This is a genomic window from Parvibaculum sp. (genome assembly GCF_019635935.1).
In the GTDB taxonomy this organism is placed as follows: Bacteria; Pseudomonadota; Alphaproteobacteria; order Parvibaculales; family Parvibaculaceae; genus Parvibaculum.
In genome coordinates, this window is record NZ_JAHBYN010000001.1 from 1,300,035 (window position 1) to 1,316,437 (window position 16,403).

Consider the following 16,403-nt stretch of genomic DNA (forward strand, 5'->3'; position numbering starts at 1 on the left):
ATCGCGGGCGCGGCCCTTCCTTTACGTCAATCCCGCGCCGCCGCCAATGCCCGCCCCGGAAATCGGCCTTGAAAATTTGACAGGTCCGCGCCCCCCGGCGCCTACTTCGCCCCAACAGCCATTGGAATACGGGGAGAAACGGAATGGAACTCGGGCTCGGCGCAAAGGACGCGGCCTTCAGGGACGAAGTCAGGCGCTTTCTGGACGAGAAGCTGACGCCGGAACTGCGCGAAACCGGCAAGCTGATGACCAGCGTCTATGCCGACTACGAAACCACCATGACCTGGCACAAGGCGCTCTACGAAAAAGGCTGGGTCGCCCCCGCCTGGCCGGTCGAACATGGCGGCTGCGACTGGTCGGTGGTGCAGCACTACATCTTTTCAAGCGAACTCGCCGCCGCCGGCGCGCCGTCGCTGTCGCCGATGGGGCTCGGCATGTGCGGCCCGGTGCTGATCGGCTACGGCACGCCCGAACAAAAAGCGCATTACCTGCCGCGCATCCTCAACGGCGAAGATTTCTGGTGCCAGGGCTATTCGGAACCGGGCTCGGGCTCCGATCTTGCGAGCCTTCAGATGAGCGCGGTCGAGGACGGCGACGATTTCATCTGCAACGGCCAGAAAATCTGGACGACACATGCGAATTACGCCAACCGGATTTTCAATCTGGTGCGCACCTCGAAGGAAGACATTCCCCAGCGCGGCATCACCTTCATCCTGATCGACATGGACACGCCCGGCGTCAAGGTCGAGCCGCTGATCATGCTGTCGGGCGAGCACATCCAGAACCAGATCTTCTTCACCGATGTCCGCGTGCCGAAAAAGAATGTCGTCGGCAAGGTCGGCGACGGCTGGACGGTGGCGAAATATCTGATGCAGTTCGAGCGCGGCGGCCACGCCTATGCGCCCGGCCTGCACAACCGCCTCGCCCGCATCCGCCGCATGGCCGAGAACGAACGCGGCGGCGACGGCACGCGGCTGATCGACGATACGGGCTTCGCGGCAAAGCTCGCCGCCGCTTCCGTCGAGATCACGGCGCTCGAATATACCGAACACCGCATTATGTCGGCCTTGAGCCACGGCCAGGCGCCGGGCGCCGAATCGTCGCTGCTGAAAACGCGCGGCACCGAAGTGAGCCAGCGCCTGACGGAACTGGCGCTCGAAGCGGTCGCGCATTACGCGCTCCCCTTCCAGCCGCATGCGACGCGGCCGGGCGGGCCCGTGCCCGGTGTGCCGAAGCCGACGGGCAACGAAAAGCCCGTCGGTCCCGAACATTCATGGCCGGTAACGCCGAAATATCTCAACGACCGCGCCGGTTCGATCTATGCCGGCACCAACGAAATCCAGCGCAACATCATGGCCAAGGCGGTGCTGGGGCTGTGAGCGCCTAGAACCTGAGCGTCGTTCTCAGCGCCGTCCCGTAGAAACTCGAATTCTCGAACTCGATCCGCGACGGGCCCACGCCGTCGCGCACGATCGACGGTGTATTGCCGATCCCGCCGCCGAAGAGATCGAGATCGAAGCGGACCGGCGCCTGCGCACCGACCGTCACGCCGGCATTGGCCGTATAGCTGAACGTCGTGTCGTTGTTCTTGACCCGCATCGTCTGACTGCCGAAGCCGGTGAAGTCGAGACTGTCGCTGCCTTTTGCGCGGTTGAAATCGGCTTGTCCCGTCAGGCCGGCACGCAGCATGACCGGCGAACCCGTAATCGGTTTCATCACCTGCCCGCCCAGGATCACGCCATACGAATTATTGCGCAGACTTGTGTCGTACTGAAAATTGACACCGAAGCCGGGGACGGCGCCGCCGAAATTCTGCTCGAACCGGATGCGGTTATAGGTGAGCCCGAAATGGGGCGTAAAACCGAGACCGCTGAATACGCCCGGACCGTCATCATCGTCGTCGTCGCACCAGAAGTCGGTCGAGAATTTGCCGGTGAACGATGTCTGCGAGTAGTCGAGCCTGTAGTCGGACGTCGTCACGGCATTGACGCCGGGCGCACCGGGCGCCAGCGCAAAGCCCGCGCCGAACGGTCCGTCGCCGGTGCCGGGAATGAGCAGGAACGTGCCCGGCCCCGGATCGAAACCGCCGCGCGGTCCCGAGACATCGACCTCGTTGCGCGCGATATTGAGGTTGAAGCGCAGCCGCTGGCCGCCGAATGTGCCGATGCCGAAGCTGCCGCCGACGCCGCCGCCGATGCTGCTCTCGTCGTCCTGCAGACGGTAGCCATTGTCGAGATTGATGGTGCCGCCAAACTCGGTGCCGAGATATTTGTATTTTGGCAGGCCGATCCGCGCCGCGGCGAGATAAGCATGGGCGCTGGCGTCGTTGGGGGGTTCATATGCGCCGCGCTGCGCCCAGCGTTGCGCGAGCCTTCTCTCATAGGCGCTTGCCGGAGTTTCTTGACCCGTCGCCTTGTCCGGATAGTCCGTACGCGGAGCAACTTCGCTGGGCGGCGTGGCCGGCAGGTCGCCCAGCGCATCCTCGATCACATTTCCCTCTTCATCGAAAGTGGGCGCATTGACCGAAGCCATGCCGCCACCCTCTTGTACGGCCTGGTTGTTGTCCGAGATCGACGTCCCGGTCCAGTTGCCCGAACCACCCGTTATGACCGTCTTCTTGTAATTATCGTCGAAGATCGAACAACCCGGCAGGGCCAGCAGCACGACCGCGAGAATCGGCAGAAAAGACAGCCGCAACAGGCTGTTACGCGGCAATTCGGTCCCGTTCATTTCACCCCTCCATCGTCGCGCGCCCGGCCCGCCGGGCATCGTTCAGCCAAGGTTTGGCGAATGCCGGATTCCAAAAATCATCAAAACTGGTGATGCCGGGGCCGTTTTCCCGGCATACTGAGGACGAGGCCGCCGAACAGGCGTTTGACGATCCACTGGCTGGGGGTTCGCGCAAATGACGACACGGGTTCTCGATTCCGATGCTTCATTGGCCGCACCGCGGCGCATCGTGCCCGGCCTGAGCTGGCGCGGGCGGATATTCAATCTTCTTTTCGGTCTGGCCGGGCGCATCTTCGCGCCGTCGCAACCGCGAACCGTTGCCGATTTCGATTTTGAAACGGCGCGGCAGCGCCTGCACCGCACCGAAAACCTGATGACCTCGGCTCCGGCCGGCATGCAGGTGGAGCCTGTATCGGGCGCGCCTGTCGCCGCCGACTGGGTCGTCATGCCGGAATCGCAGGCCGACAGGATCCTCGTCTTCGTTCACAGCGGCTCCTTCATCTTCGGCCAGTCGCGTCTCTTTCAGTCGCTGGCCGCGCGCATCTGCAAGCAGGCGCATGCAAAGGCGCTGTCGGTCGACTACCGTCTGGCGCCGGAAAATCCCTTTCCGGCCGCGATATCCGATGTTGCCGCCGCTTATGAATGGCTGCTGGCCGAAGGCGCCGATCCCGCGCAGATCCAGTTCGTCGGCGATAGCGCCGGCGGCGGCATCGCGCTGGGCGCGCTTCTGCTGCTGCGCGAGCGCGGCGTTCCCATGCCGGCGGGCCTGGTGCTGCTGGCGCCCTGGGCCGACATGACGCTGTCCGGCCGCTCGGTGCTCACCAATGCGCGCAAGGCGACGCTCGCCAACAACATCGAGATCATGATGGTCTGCCGCGAACTCTATTTGCAGGGCCACGCGCCGGGCGTTCCGCTGGCCTCGCCCGTTTTCGCCGACCTCGAAGGTCTGCCGCCGGCGCTGATCCAGGCCAGCACCGTCGACATCCTGCTCGACGACGCCACGCGCATCGACGAGGCGCTGCGCCGCGCGGGCGTCGACAGCGAGTTGAGCCTCTATCCGCCGATGCCGCATGGCTGGCAGCGCCTCGGCACGCTGTTGCCGGAATCGCGCCGCGCCATCGAAGAGGTCGGCGACTTCATCGCCCGCCGCTTCGGCGACGATGCCAGGCCCGGCGCGCGGCGCGCGGAAGCCCTCCATGTCTGACCGGGAAGAACGCCGCAACCTCTATGCGGGCACGCTCGGCCATGACAGCGCCGCCGTGCGGCGGCGCATCGCCGAGATCAGGAAATGGGGCGCGCGCAACGACCGGCCTTTCGTCGAGGACCTGCTGAACGCCAATCCGCGCCTCGAATGGGCGATCCCCGAAGTCGGCCGCGACCCGATACCGGAAGATTTCGAGCTCGCATTCGGCCTGACGCGCGTCGAGGCCGAGATCGCCGCCGCCTTCGCCTCCGGCCACAAGCTGACGGCAATTGCGGCGGCGCGCGGTTGCAGCATCAACACGGTGCGCACGCATTTCACCCACATCAAGGACAAACTCGGCAAGACCAAGCAGACCGATGTGCTGCGCGAGTTGATGAAGATCGTCTGACGCCTATCCGTGCAAGGCCCGCCACGCGCGCGGACTGAGACGGACACACGCCCAATAGGCGCCCCCGAGCACCAACAACGCGAGGATCGTCAATCCGGGCCAGTTTGCCCGCACCTGGTCGTGCACGCGGTTGATCGTGAGCTGCGCCGTCTGGTCGTAGCCCTCCGGCACTTCCAGCACGCCGACACGCGCCGCATAGGCGTCGTATTCCGCCATCATCTCGGCGAAGCGTTCGGGCTCGGCGGCGGCGAGATCCCGCGTCTCGCCGGGATCGCGCGCGAGGTTGTAGAGATACCACTGCATGTCGCCATAGGGCGGCGCGTTGCGCGTAAGTTTGTAGTCGCCGCGGAAAAGCGCCGCATTGCCCGCCGCCTCGATGCCGACCGCATCCGTTTCGTCGCGCACCCGCGTTGCGCCGCCGCCGAGCAACGGCATCAGCGAACGTCCGGTCATCGGCTGCACGGCCACGCCCGCGAACTCGTCCGTCGCCGCGACGCCCGCCATGTCGAGAATGGTCGGTACGATGTCGGTGATGTAGCTGAAAGCGTCCGTCGTCCGCGCGCGCGCGACGCCGCGCCCGGCGAAAATCAGCGGCACGCGCAAGCCGCCCTCGCCCGCCTGCATCTTGAAGAAAGCGCCGGGCGACGCCGCCGCACTCGCGAATTCCGGTCCGATAAACGCATAGGAACCCTTTTCGCCCAGCGTCTCCAGGTCGCGGCGATAATTGTTCCACCACAGCCATTGCCGGAAACCCGGCGTCGCCAGCGGATCGCCGGCCTCGGGCCCGTTATCCGACAGCACGATGAAGACGGTGTTGTCGTATTGCCCGGTCTCTTTCAGATAATCGATCAACCGGCCGACATGAAAATCCATCGCTTCGAGCATCGCCGCGTTGACGGCCATGCTTTTCGCGAGCATCCGCTTCTCGTCGTCGCTGCGCGCCGCCCAGTCGCGCAGGCCCGCCGGCATCGGCCCAAGTTCCATATCGGCCGGCAGCAGCCCGCGCTCGATGACGGCGCGAAAGCGCGCCTCACGCAGCGCATCCCAGCCTTCGTCGTAGACGCCTTCATATTTCTCGATGAATTCGCGCGGCGCCTGCACCGGAATGTGAACGGCCATGAAGGCCACATAGGAAAAGAACGGACGTCCTTCGTCCCGGCTCTCTTCCAGATATTCGATCGTCTTGTCGACGATGAATTCCGAAGAATAGAAATCTTCCGGCAGGTCGGCCGGCTTGCCGTCCTCATACCACGGCGCATCGTCGTAAATCGGCAGATAGGATTTCTTTTCCCAGTTGTCGGCGCCCGAGGCTTCAAGCGCAAAGGAACGGTCGAAGCCGCGCGCGCCCGGATGCGCCCCCTCGCCATGCCCGAGATGCCATTTGCCGGCCATCGTCGTCCGGTAGCCGGCGGCGCCGAGGCGGCTCGCGACGGTGACGACATCGTCGGCGAGTTGTCCGATATAGCCGGGCTGTCCGCGATGTTCGAGCGGCGCCGATTCCGGCAGATTGCCGATCCCCGCCAGATGGCTGTCGACGCCGGTCATCAGCATGGCGCGCGACGGCGCGCAGATCGGCGAGGCGTGGAAATTGGAAAAGAGCGTGCCCTTCGCCGCCAGCGCGTCGATATGGGGCGTCGCAATCTCGCTGCCATAGGCGCCGAAATCGCTGAAGCCGGCATCGTCGGCGAGGATGACGACGATATTCGGCCGCGCCTCCTGCGCCTGCACGGGCAGCAGCGCGGCGAGCCACAGCACCAGCGCCGTCTTGATGATCCGAAACGCGCTCATTCGAACAGCCCCGCCGCCTTATTATGACATTATATATGCCAATATACCGGCCCCGTCGCGCCCGGCAACCCCTTGTGCTACCACTCCGCCCATCGAAATCACCCTTCCCGGAGCGACCTTCATGCAAGTCGACGAAGCGATCAAGGCGCGCAAATCCGTGCGCGCCTTCAAAGCCGATCCCGTGCCGCTCTCGCTGGTGACCGAAATCCTCGAACTGGCGCGGTTTTCGCCGTCCGGCACCAATATCCAGCCCTGGAAAGTTCATGTGGTGGCGGGCGAAACGCGCCGCCGCCTCGAAGCCGAAGTGCTGGCCCACCGCGACACGGACCCCGCCGACAAGGGCGCCGAATTCCCCCGCACCTCGAAGCGCAAGGAGCCCTACACGACGCGCATGCGCACGCTCGGCAAGGAAATGTACGGCCTGATCGGCATTCCGAAAGGCGACCAGGCGGCCAACTGGGCCCAATGGGGCCGCAACTACCGCTTCTTCGATGCGCCGGTGGGGCTGATCTTCACCATCGACAAGGATCTCGATGCGATGAGCTTCCTCGACATCGGCATCTTCATGCAGTCGATCATGCTGGCCGCGAAAGCCCGCGGCCTCGACACCTGCTCGCAAGGCGCCTGGAACAATTTCTGGAGCGTCACGCGCCGCGTGCTGAACGTCCCCGACGACGAATACATCGTCTGCGGCATGTCGCTCGGCTATGCCGACCAAACGCAGCCCGTCAACACGCTGGTCTCCGAGCGCGAACCGCTGACAAGCTTCGCGACCTTTCACGGCTTCGAGTGAAATCAGAAACGCGGCTGCGGGCGGAACGGGCGCACACTCTCGCCGGTGACGGCGCGCTGACCGGCCGGCATCGCATGTCCGGGCGCAAAGCCCGCCGATGCCGGAATGAAGATGAAGCGCCGCTCGACGCCGCCCGAAAAACCGAAGGTCTGCACCTGACCGGTAATGTCGATCCGCCCGTCCGCCGCTTCGCCGCCGGCCAGTTCATCGCCGGCCCAGGGATCGATCCACTGGATGCGTTCGCCCGCCATCGCCGGGCCGGCAAGACCCGCGATCAGCGCCGCGAACAACATCCCCAAAATCTGTTTCATAATGAAACATATAGGCCCTGACGTCGCGGAATCAACAAGGAAAAGCCAAGGAATTCCGCCGCTTTGCCAAAACCCGGCGCGCCGCTATCCTCGCCGCCACCGAAATCGAATCCACGCACAAGAGGGAGAGTTTCATGGCGGACTACAATCGCCCGCTGCCCCTGCCGACGCCCGAAACGCGGCATTTCTGGGAGGGCACACAAAACGGCGAACTGCGGCTGCAGCGCTGCACGGCCTGCAAGGAAAGCTACTTCCCGCCCCGCCCCTTCTGCCCCGCCTGCGGTTCGCGCGCCGTGGAAGTCTACAAGGCCAGCGGCAAGGCGACGCTCTACTCCTACATCATCAATCATCGTCCGCGCCCCGACTTCGGCACCGAGCCGCATTCGATCGCCGTCGTCACGCTGGCCGAGGGCCCGCGCATGATGACCAACATCGTCGATTGTCCGCAGACGCCGGAAGCGCTCGCCCTCGACATGCCCCTCGAAGTGACCTTCGAAAAGGCGAGCGACGAAATCAGCCTGCCGAAATTCCGTCCTGCGAAAGGCTAAGACGATGAAACAGAAAACAATCGCCGTCGTCGGCGCCGCCGAAACGACCGAAATGGGAAAAATCCCCGACACCTCGCAACTGATGCTGCATGCCGACGCGGCGCTGAACGCGATGAAGGATGCGGGCCTTACCGCAAAGGACATCGACGGCATCGCCACCGCCGGCGACAGCCCGGTCGAGGTCGCGCATTACCTCGGCATCACGCCGACATGGGTGGACGGCACCAGCGTCGGCGGCTGTTCCTTCATGCTGCATGTCCGCCACGCGGCGGCCGCGATCAACGAAGGCCTCTGCAACACGGTGTTGATCACGCATGCCGAGTCCGGCCGCTCCCGCGTCGGCGCGCGGCGCTTCTCCCGCGACCCGGCAAGCCAGTCCGGCCAGTTCGAAGTGCCCTTCGGCATCACCAGCCCGCCGACCATGTTCACGATCCCGGCGCTGCGCTATATGAAGCAATACGGCGTGACCGAGGAAGACCTCGCCCATGTCGCGGTCGTCCAGCGCGAATGGGCCGCGATGAACCCGCGCGCCTCCTTCCGCGACCCGATCACCGTCGACGACGTGCTGAACTCGAAGATGATCGCCTGGCCCTTCCGCATGCTGATGTGCTGCCTTGTCACCGATGGCGGCGGCGCGCTCATTCTCACCAGCGCCGAACGCGCGAAGGACTTCCCGCAAAAGCCGGTCTACATCCTCGGCACCGGCGAAAGCTGCGAAACGCCGATGATCAGCCAGATGGAAGACTTCACGAGTTCAAAGGCCTTCCGCGTCTCCGGCAAGAAGGCCTTCGACGAAGCCGGCATCAAGCACGCCGATGTCGACCACCTGATGATCTACGATGCCTTCGCGCATCTCCCCGTCTACGGCCTCGAGGATCTCGGCTTCTGCGAAAAAGGCGAAGGCGCCGCCTTCATCCGCGACGGCCACACGCGGCCCGGCGGCCGGCTGCCCTTGAACACCAATGGCGGCGGCCTTTCCTACATGCATTCGGGCATGTATGGCATGTATGCGCTGCAGGAAAGCGTGCGCCAGATGCGGGGCATCGCGCCGGCCCAGGTGCCGAACGCGAAAATCTCGATCGCCCACGGCGTCGGCGGCATGTTCGCGGCGTCGGGCACCATCGTCTTCTCCAACGAAGCGCCCTGACGAAAAGGAGAGGCCGATGGACCTCGCGAAACCACGCATCGACATCGGCCTCTTCACGACAAATCTCGAGCCGATGCTGGATTTCTGGCAGAACGAGGTAGGTCTTCCCTTCGACCATCTTCTGCCGCTCGGCGGCGGCATGCAGCAGCACCGCCACGAACTTCTGGGCTCGGTCCTGAAGATCAATCACGCGCGAAATGCGCTGCCGGCCGTGGCACCCTCGGGCTATCGCGAATTGCTGATCGCGCGCGACGGCCTGCTCGGGCCGAAGCGCCTGACCGATCCCGACGGAAACCGCGTGACGCTGGTGCCGCCAGGCGCCCACGGCATCGAGCGCATCGGCATCCGCCTCGCCGTGCGCAACGCGGCCGCGCACCGGCGCTTCTTCGCGGGCGCGCTCGGCCTGCCCGACGTTCCCGAACGCGGCGGCGACAGTTTTTTCTGCGGCGACAGCGTCATCCTGTTCGACGAAGCGCCGGACGCACATGACGGCGCTTCGCTCGAAGGCAAGGGCTTCCGCTACATCACCATCCAGATCCGCAATGTCGACGCGGAACACGCCGCCATCCTCGCCCGCGGCGGCACGGAAGGCCGTGCCCCGCAAACGCTCGGCAAGGTGGCGCGCATTTCCTTCCTGCGCGATCCCGACGGCAACTGGATCGAGATGTCCCAGCGCGCCTCACTTGTCGGCGCGCTGGAATAATTTCAAAGGTGCGCGCCTCCCTGACAGGCGCGCTGGACTGAGCCCGCTTACCGCCTGACGATACGGCGGCGCATTTCTTCCGGCAGGAAAGTGTTTTCGCTGATGTCGGAAGCGTTGAAGTCGATCCCGTCTTCCTCGTTCTTGAGGTTCTGGACCACATAGCGCCCTTCGGCCAGATCGTAGACGACATCCGACGCATTGAAGCAGGTCGGGACGTCGTAATACTGGATCAGATGCGCCTCCTGCACGCGCCACAAGCCGCCGCGCGCGTCGTAGAGTTCGCCGGCCGCCATGTTGTAGCCGTCCTCGTCGAAATAGGCGACGCGGCGCTGATAGATATGCCGCTGGTTGGCTTTCAGCTTCGCTTCCACGGCCCATACGCGATGCTTCTCGTAGCGCACCAGCTCCTGGTCGAGATGGCCGGGCTTGATGATCTCGCCATAGGTGAGCGACGGCGAGCTCAGCTTGTAGGAATTATAGGCGATGTAGCGCTCCTCGCGGCCGCGCACGGTCCAGTCGAAGCGGTCGAGCGGCCCGCTGAACACATCGAAACTGTCGGCCGTCGACATCGCGTCGGAATATATCTGCGGCGTGTCATAGGCAATCGCGCTGGTGCGCTGCACGCGCGGCGTCGAATTGCTGAGACCGACCGTGTATTGCCAGGAGCGCCGGCCGCCCTTGGACGGATCGACGACTTCATGCACCAGCAGAAGCTGGCCTGCGCGGCGCGCCGGCGCGATCGTTTCCTGCAGATAGCGGAACGAGGTGTTGTTGAGCTGATCGAAGGAAGAAACCTGCGGCGAGGAATAGTCGAACACCAGTTCGTCGCGCACCTTGACCGGCGTGAAATTGCCCTCGCGCGTCGGCGCCGCCGACACGAAGGTCCGGCGCACCTTGTAGCCGCGATAGCGCAGATTGTGGTTCCAGACGATCTCATAGGCATTCGACGGCACGGCGAACGGAATGCCTTTCAACACGCCCGAAAGGCTGTCGCCCTCGCCGGCCAGCCGGCCCGACACGGCGTTTGCCCGCGTCGCCGCATAGATGTCTTCAGGCTGCGCGCAGCTCCGCCGCGACGGATAGATGTTGAGCTTGTAGCCCGGATAGGTTTCGAGCATCGCCCGCTGGCCGGCCGTCAGCGCCGCCTCATGCGCGCCCATGTTCGATTTGTCGATGGTGAGCAGCGCGGCGTCGCCCGCAAAGGGGTCGGGATAATGGCCGCCCGTATAGCCGATGCCGGCCGGAACCTTGGCGATCCCGCCATCCCATGCCGGGATCGATCCGTCGGCATTGCCGGCCCTTTCGCCGCCAAGCGGCGTCAGGTCGCGCCCCAGGCGTTCGGCCTGCGCCTCCGGCACACCGGCCAAGGCCGGGCCCGCCAGCACGGTACAAATGGCGGCGGCAGCCCAGATTGACTTTGACAAACGCATCGAAATTCCCCCCCAATGGTAATATCGTTTTACTAATCCTGACCCAAAAGGCGGGCAGAGGCCACCTTTTTTGGCGACAGGCAACGTAAGGTGATGGGGCAGGACGGCTGGAGGAGAATGACGCTGCGCGATAAAGCGCAGCGCGGGGGGAGTTCGGCGTGAAATTCGTTGAGTACATTGTGTTCGCGGCAAGGGCGCCGATCCTGCTTCTACTGGCCGCCTTTACCGTACTTACCGGCTATTATGCGTTCCAGCTCCGCATGGAGGCCGGATTCCTGAAGCAGGTGCCGACCGAGCACGAATACGTCCAGACCTTCCTCGAATATGAAAACGAAGTGCCCGGCGCCAATCTGGTGCTGGTCGCCGTCAAGTCGCGCGACGGCACGATCTGGAATGCCGCCTTCCTGAGGCGGCTGCATGAGGTCGCCGAGGAAGTCACCTTCCTGCCCGGCGTCCGCCGCTCCACCGTCCGCTCGCTCTGGTCGACGACGACCCGCGTGACCGAAAACACCGAGGATGGCATCAACGCCTATCCGGTGATCCCCGGCGGCGTCACCGCCGGCAACATCGCCGACGCCGACATCGAGACGATCCGCGACCGCGCACTCAACGGCAAGCACAAGGGCTTCCTGATTTCCAACGACCACCGCGCCGCGCTGGTCATCGCAGAACTACAGGAAGTCGATCCACTGACGCGCGAGAAGCTCGACTATCTCGATCTCGCCGAACGTCTCGAAACCCAGGTCCGCGACCGCTACGAAGACGCCGATGTCGAAATACAGATCGTCGGCTTCGCCAAATTCGTCGGCGACATCGCCGACGGCGCCAGCGACGTCATCGTCTTCTTCATCCTCGCCTTCGTGCTTACCACGCTCGCCGTCTTCGTCTATTCGCGCTCGGCGCAACTGACCTTCCTCGCGGTCTTCTGCTCGCTGGTTTCGGTGGTCTGGCAGTTCGGGTTGCTGCACATGATGGACCGCGGCCTCGATCCGCTGGCGGTGCTGGTGCCGTTCCTGGTCTATGCAATCGGCGTCAGCCATGGCGTCCAGCAGATCAACCTGATCGCCTCCGAGCTCAGCGACGGCAAATCCGCCGACGAGGCGGCACGCACCACCTTCCGCCGCCTGCTGGTGCCGGGTTCGCTGGCGCTCGTCACCGATCTCGTCGGCTTCGGCACGCTCTACCTGATCCCCATTGAAGTGATCCAGGACCTCGCGGTCATGGCGGCGCTCGGCGTCGCGCTGAAAATTGTCACCAACCTCATCATGCTGCCGCTGCTGGCCACCTACATGCCGGTCCGCCCCGGCTTCGCCGAAACCTACACGCGCCTGCGCGCCTCGCGCGAACGCGTCATGGGCATGGTCGGCGCCATCGCCCGGCCCGTGCCCGCCACCCTTGCGCTGCTGGTCTTTGCGGTGCTTCTCACCGCCGCCGTCTCGGAAACGCGCAACCGCCATATCGGCGACCTGACGGAAGGCTTCTCCGAACTCTGGCCCTCCTCGCGCTACAACCGCGACATCGCCGACATCGTCGAGCGCTTCTCGATTTCGGCCGACGCGCTGATCGTCGTCGTCGAAACGCCGGCGGATGCCTGCATCCATTATCCGACCATGCGCCTTCTCGACCGCTTCGCCTGGGTGATGCGCAATGTCGAGGGCGTCAATTCGGTGCAGTCGCTGGCGGGCTCGGCGCGCGAAACAGCGGCAATCTGGCGCGAGGGCAACCTCAAATGGATCGCGCTTCCCCGCGCCGAACGCGACCTGATCCAGACGACCTCGCTCTACGAGCCCTCAAGCGGCCTCCTGAACGAAGCCTGCACAATCCTGCCGGTCATCGTCTATCTCGACGACCACAAGGCCGACACCATCGAGCGCGTGATCGGCGCCGTCGTCGAATTCCGCTCGACCGACCCGGACGCGCTGGCGCGCACGGATATCAATTTCCGCCTCGGCATGGGCGGCATCGGCGTCATGGCCGCGACCAACGACGTGATCGAAGCCAACGAAATGCCGATGCTGGCCTGGGTCTATGCGGTCATTGTGGCGCTGGTTTATTTCGCCTATCGCGACTGGCGCGCCATCATCTGCTGCTGCATGCCGCTCCTGATGGCGACCTTCCTCGGCTACTGGCTGATGACCGCGCTCGGCATCGGCCTCAAGGTCTCGACGCTTCCCGTACTGGTGCTCGCCACCGGCATCGGCGTCGACTACGCCTTCTACATCTACAGCCGGCTGCAACTCTTTCTCGACGAAGGCATGCCCATCGGCGAGGCCTATCCGCTGGCCATGAAGCAGATCGGCGTCGCCGTCATCTTCACCGGCCTCACGCTGTCGGTCGGCGTCTCGACCTGGGCCTTTTCGGGCCTCAAGCTTCAGGCCGACATGGGCATCCTCCTGTCCTTCATGTTCCTCGCCAACATGATCGCCGCCATCGTCTTCCTCCCCGCCTTCGCCACAACGCTGGAACGCCTCTTCCCCCGCCTCCGCGGCCCGCGCTGAGGCCGCGCCCGCAAGGGATTTTGCGCCCGCCGCCCCTTTCGCTAGACTGCCGCCAAGGCAATTCAAACGGCGCCACCAGAAGCGCCATCGGGAGACGTCATGCTGAAAATCTATCACGCGAAAAATACGCGCTCGGTGCGCGTCGTCTGGCTCTGCGAGGAGCTCGGCATTCCCTACGAAACCAAGGTGCTGAAATTCGCACCGGATGTGCTGCAATCGCAGGAATACCTGGCCGTGCATCCGCTCGGCAAGGTGCCGGCCATCGACGATGACGGCCTGGTGCTGAACGAGTCCGGCGCCATTCTTCAGTACCTCATGGAAAAGCACGGCGCGGGCGGCCTCGAACCGAAGCCCGGCAGCGCCGGCCGCGGCCGCTATCTCCACTGGTTCCATTTCGCCGAGGCGACCATGATGGGGCCGATCGGCAACATCGCGCAGCATTCCTTCATCCGCCCCGAAGACAAGCGCATCCCGCAGGTCGCGGCCGAGGCCGTCGAGAGCGCGCAAAGGATGCTTGGGATTCTCGAAAAGGAACTGGCCGGCAAGGATTACATCTGCGGATCGGAATTCACCGCCGCCGACATCATGCTCGGCTACGACCTGCTGCTCTGCAAGCTCTTCGGGCTGCTGAGCGACGACTTGAAGAACGTAAACGCCTATTTCGCGCGGCTTTCCGCACGGCCCGGTTTCCAGAAGGCAACCGCCTGATCGCGAACGGGAGGATCATCGCATGGCCTACAAGACAATCGGCGTGAAACCGATCTCCGGCGCGCTGGGCGCCGAGATCGAGGGTGTCGATCTCTCGAAGGACCTCTCCAACGAGACCTTCGACGACATCCATCAGGCCTTTCTCGATCATGTGGTGATCTTCTTCCGCGACCAGCACATCACGCATGAACAGCACAAGGCCTTCGGCCGCCGCTTCGGCACGCTGAACATCCATCCCTACGTGAAAGGCATGGACGGTCATCCGGAAATCATGCAGATCGTCAAGGAGCCGGAGGACCGCATCAATTTCGGCGGCGGCTGGCATTCCGACATGTCGTTTCTGGAAGAACCGGCCCTCGGCTCGATCCTTTATGCGCGCGAAGTCCCGCCTTATGGCGGCGACACGCTCTGGGCGAACCAGTATCTCGCCTATGAAACCCTGTCGGACGGCATGAAGAAAATGCTGGACGGCCTGAAAGCCGTCAACACGGCGAAAGGCGAATACAGCGAACGGGGCCACTCGGCGCAGAAGCGCAAGGGCATGGAAGTATCGACCGCCGGCGACGACACGCCGTCCTACGAACATCCCGTCGTCCGCACCCATCCCGAAACCGGCCGCAAGGCGCTCTATGTCAATCCGGCCTTCACCGAGAAATTCGTCGGCATGACCCGCCGCGAAAGCCGCCCGCTGCTGAACTTCCTTTTCGAACACTGCACGCAGGAACCCTTCACCTGCCGCTTCCGCTGGACGAAAGACGCCATCGCCTTCTGGGACAACCGCGCCGCCCAGCATTTCGCGCTCAACGACTATCACGGCCACCGCCGCCACATGGAGCGCGTGACGGTCGACGGCGACCGCCCGTTCTAGAGCGGTTCGATCCCTCGCGCGCTTGTGATGCGCCGTCATCGGCAGCCCGGGCTATGCTCGCCCGCGTCGAACAGGAGCCGCGCGAGCTGTCATGGAATCCGTCTATTACGTCCTCACCTATGCCTGCCACCGCAAATGCCGGCATTGCTACGACACCCGCTTCCGCCCCTATGTGCGCGACGGGTTGAAAGCGGTCGTCGGCGAAGGTGTCGACAATTACCGCCGCATCGTTGCCAACCTGCCCGACAGCATGATCTATCGCGATCCCGCAAAGCCCGGCGCCGACGGTTCGCCGTCCGAACGCATCGGCCGCCTCATCCTGGCCGGCGGCGAACTGCTGATCGACCCCGTGCGCGAAACGCTGCTCTATCCGGCGCTCGACGCCATCCGCGAAAAATACGGGCCGCGCGGCGTCCGCATCAGCATGCAGACGACCGGCGACATCGTCACCCCGCGCATGCTCGATGAGTTGCGCGAGCGCGGCGTCTGGATGATCGCCGTCGCCAGCATGGACGATTATCACGTCGGCATGGAAGGCGAGAAGCGCCTGCCCTTCATGGAAAATCTGAAAACGATGTTCGAGGCGGCGGGCTTCGGCCCGGTGCCCGATCCCGCGACCGGCCGCGACCATCTGCTGGAAGATGGTCCCTTCTACCTCTTCTTCGGCGCCCAGCCGGGGCAATGGATCGCCGAACTGTGGCCGCGCGGCCGCGCCTGGGAAAACGGTTTGTCGAAGGCGACGATGGAAACCAATTTCTGTTCGCGCTGGTCGGGTGCGAAAAACTTTCTGAATCATGGGTACGCCGGTGCCGAAGTCGCCATCGAGCCGAACGGCGACGTCTTTCCCTGCTGTCTCAAGACAAAACTGCCGATCGGCAATCTGACCGAGGAACGCCTCGTCGACATTCTCGACAGCCTGAAAGGTCATCCGGTCTTCGAAGCACTGAATGCCGGCGACCCGCTTCACATGGGCGAGAGCCTCGGATGGAGCGCCGACGATTTTTTCACCGCCTCGCACACGACGACGCCGCAAGGTGCGCCTTACGCAAATCTCTGCATCGGCTGCGACCGCTTCCATGAGGAGAAACTCGGACCGGTCATTCGCGACCTGCGCGAGCGGCGGTTGAGGGCCCTGAAAAATTCACCGGCAACCGCAAACATGCGGGGATAAGTTTTTTTGCTTCGTCGCGCCGCAACAGTCCCCTCATGTACTTGCGAACAAAAAGCAGAATGTTTTTTGAGCACTTTTGAAAGCACGCTGGAGAGCACGAAATTCGGCGCCGATTG

The 16,403-nt window shown here is 64.0% G+C and carries 15 protein-coding genes; 11 read left to right on the forward strand and 4 right to left on the reverse strand.

Annotated features, from left to right (window positions below; genetic code table 11):
- Window positions 1-143 precede the first annotated feature (143 nt).
- Window positions 144-1,379 (forward strand): acyl-CoA dehydrogenase family protein, encoded by a 1,236-nt coding sequence (locus tag KF719_RS06715; RefSeq protein WP_293507945.1) that lies wholly within the window; start codon window positions 144-146, stop codon window positions 1,377-1,379.
- A gap of 4 nt (window positions 1,380-1,383) precedes the next feature.
- Here KF719_RS06715 and KF719_RS06720 read toward each other — a convergent pair whose 3' ends face one another.
- Window positions 1,384-2,730: a hypothetical protein gene (locus KF719_RS06720; protein ID WP_293507946.1), complete on the reverse strand. Its 1,347-nt coding sequence runs from the start codon at window positions 2,728-2,730 to the stop codon at window positions 1,384-1,386.
- Between the two features lie 175 nt (window positions 2,731-2,905).
- Here KF719_RS06720 and KF719_RS06725 point away from each other — a divergent pair, with 175 nt between their 5' ends.
- Both KF719_RS06725 and KF719_RS06730 read left to right on the forward strand, forming a co-directional pair.
- Complete coding sequence (locus KF719_RS06725; RefSeq protein WP_293507947.1) at window positions 2,906-3,934, forward strand: alpha/beta hydrolase; 1,029 nt, start codon at window positions 2,906-2,908, stop codon at window positions 3,932-3,934.
- On the forward strand, window positions 3,927-4,322 hold the full coding sequence (locus tag KF719_RS06730; protein ID WP_293507948.1) for a LuxR C-terminal-related transcriptional regulator: 396 nt from the start codon (window positions 3,927-3,929) through the stop codon (window positions 4,320-4,322). Before KF719_RS06725 ends, KF719_RS06730 begins: the two co-directional genes overlap by 8 nt.
- Window positions 4,323-4,325: 3 nt before the next feature.
- On the opposite strand, the gene KF719_RS06735 is transcribed toward KF719_RS06730, so the two are convergent.
- Window positions 4,326-6,110: an arylsulfatase gene (locus KF719_RS06735; RefSeq protein WP_293507949.1), complete on the reverse strand. Its 1,785-nt coding sequence runs from the start codon at window positions 6,108-6,110 to the stop codon at window positions 4,326-4,328.
- A 121-nt stretch (window positions 6,111-6,231) separates the two neighbouring features.
- On the opposite strand from KF719_RS06735, the gene KF719_RS06740 reads away from it, so the two are divergent.
- Window positions 6,232-6,903, forward strand: coding sequence for a nitroreductase (locus KF719_RS06740; RefSeq protein WP_293507950.1), 672 nt, complete (start codon window positions 6,232-6,234; stop codon window positions 6,901-6,903).
- 2 nt (window positions 6,904-6,905) lie between these two features.
- Here KF719_RS06740 and KF719_RS06745 read toward each other — a convergent pair whose 3' ends face one another.
- Entirely contained in the window at window positions 6,906-7,214 is a 309-nt protein-coding gene (locus KF719_RS06745; RefSeq protein WP_293507951.1) for a hypothetical protein, read from the reverse strand.
- 134 nt (window positions 7,215-7,348) lie between these two features.
- Here KF719_RS06745 and KF719_RS06750 point away from each other — a divergent pair, with 134 nt between their 5' ends.
- The 3 genes from KF719_RS06750 to KF719_RS06760 are packed head-to-tail and all read left to right on the forward strand — an operon-like array spanning window position 7,349 to window position 9,612.
- Window positions 7,349-7,762 carry an OB-fold domain-containing protein gene (locus KF719_RS06750; protein WP_293507952.1) on the forward strand — a complete coding sequence of 138 codons (414 nt, stop codon included), beginning with the start codon at window positions 7,349-7,351 and terminating at the stop codon, window positions 7,760-7,762.
- A 4-nt stretch (window positions 7,763-7,766) separates the two neighbouring features.
- The gene (locus KF719_RS06755; RefSeq protein WP_293507953.1) at window positions 7,767-8,909 is read left to right on the forward strand and encodes a thiolase; all 1,143 of its coding nucleotides are present in this window, start codon (window positions 7,767-7,769) and stop codon (window positions 8,907-8,909) included.
- 16 nt (window positions 8,910-8,925) lie between these two features.
- The gene (locus tag KF719_RS06760) at window positions 8,926-9,612 is read left to right on the forward strand and encodes a VOC family protein (RefSeq protein WP_293507954.1); all 687 of its coding nucleotides are present in this window, start codon (window positions 8,926-8,928) and stop codon (window positions 9,610-9,612) included.
- Window positions 9,613-9,659: 47 nt separating this feature from the next.
- Here KF719_RS06760 and KF719_RS06765 read toward each other — a convergent pair whose 3' ends face one another.
- Window positions 9,660-11,042 carry a DUF1329 domain-containing protein gene (locus tag KF719_RS06765; protein WP_293507955.1) on the reverse strand — a complete coding sequence of 461 codons (1,383 nt, stop codon included), beginning with the start codon at window positions 11,040-11,042 and terminating at the stop codon, window positions 9,660-9,662.
- Window positions 11,043-11,200: 158 nt separating this feature from the next.
- Between KF719_RS06765 and KF719_RS06770 the strand changes: the two genes are divergently transcribed.
- From KF719_RS06770 to KF719_RS06785, 4 genes are all read left to right on the forward strand, one after another.
- A complete protein-coding gene (locus tag KF719_RS06770) occupies window positions 11,201-13,540 on the forward strand; it encodes an MMPL family transporter (protein WP_293507956.1) in 2,340 nt (779 codons plus the stop codon).
- Window positions 13,541-13,639: 99 nt separating this feature from the next.
- Entirely contained in the window at window positions 13,640-14,248 is a 609-nt protein-coding gene (locus KF719_RS06775; protein ID WP_293507957.1) for a glutathione S-transferase family protein, read from the forward strand.
- Between the two features lie 22 nt (window positions 14,249-14,270).
- Complete coding sequence (locus KF719_RS06780) at window positions 14,271-15,116, forward strand: TauD/TfdA family dioxygenase (RefSeq protein WP_293507958.1); 846 nt, start codon at window positions 14,271-14,273, stop codon at window positions 15,114-15,116.
- A 91-nt stretch (window positions 15,117-15,207) separates the two neighbouring features.
- The gene (locus tag KF719_RS06785; RefSeq protein ID WP_293507959.1) at window positions 15,208-16,287 is read left to right on the forward strand and encodes a radical SAM/SPASM domain-containing protein; all 1,080 of its coding nucleotides are present in this window, start codon (window positions 15,208-15,210) and stop codon (window positions 16,285-16,287) included.
- Window positions 16,288-16,403: the final 116 nt, after the last annotated feature.

Bases quoted from the DNA above. Each gene is read 5' to 3' on its own strand.
- KF719_RS06755 (WP_293507953.1), top strand. From the start codon at position 7,767: ATGAAACAGAAAACAATCGCCGTCGTCGGCGCCGCCGAAACGACCGAA.
- KF719_RS06750 (WP_293507952.1), top strand. From the start codon at position 7,349: ATGGCGGACTACAATCGCCCGCTGCCCCTGCCGACGCCCGAAACGCGG.
- KF719_RS06725 (WP_293507947.1), top strand. From the start codon at position 2,906: ATGACGACACGGGTTCTCGATTCCGATGCTTCATTGGCCGCACCGCGG.
- KF719_RS06720 (WP_293507946.1), bottom strand. From the start codon at position 2,730: ATGAACGGGACCGAATTGCCGCGTAACAGCCTGTTGCGGCTGTCTTTT.
- KF719_RS06785 (WP_293507959.1), top strand. From the start codon at position 15,208: ATGGAATCCGTCTATTACGTCCTCACCTATGCCTGCCACCGCAAATGC.
- KF719_RS06780 (WP_293507958.1), top strand. From the start codon at position 14,271: ATGGCCTACAAGACAATCGGCGTGAAACCGATCTCCGGCGCGCTGGGC.
- KF719_RS06745 (WP_293507951.1), bottom strand. From the start codon at position 7,214: ATGAAACAGATTTTGGGGATGTTGTTCGCGGCGCTGATCGCGGGTCTT.
- KF719_RS06760 (WP_293507954.1), top strand. From the start codon at position 8,926: ATGGACCTCGCGAAACCACGCATCGACATCGGCCTCTTCACGACAAAT.
- KF719_RS06775 (WP_293507957.1), top strand. From the start codon at position 13,640: ATGCTGAAAATCTATCACGCGAAAAATACGCGCTCGGTGCGCGTCGTC.
- KF719_RS06715 (WP_293507945.1), top strand. From the start codon at position 144: ATGGAACTCGGGCTCGGCGCAAAGGACGCGGCCTTCAGGGACGAAGTC.
- KF719_RS06735 (WP_293507949.1), bottom strand. From the start codon at position 6,110: ATGAGCGCGTTTCGGATCATCAAGACGGCGCTGGTGCTGTGGCTCGCC.
- KF719_RS06730 (WP_293507948.1), top strand. From the start codon at position 3,927: ATGTCTGACCGGGAAGAACGCCGCAACCTCTATGCGGGCACGCTCGGC.
- KF719_RS06740 (WP_293507950.1), top strand. From the start codon at position 6,232: ATGCAAGTCGACGAAGCGATCAAGGCGCGCAAATCCGTGCGCGCCTTC.
- KF719_RS06765 (WP_293507955.1), bottom strand. From the start codon at position 11,042: ATGCGTTTGTCAAAGTCAATCTGGGCTGCCGCCGCCATTTGTACCGTG.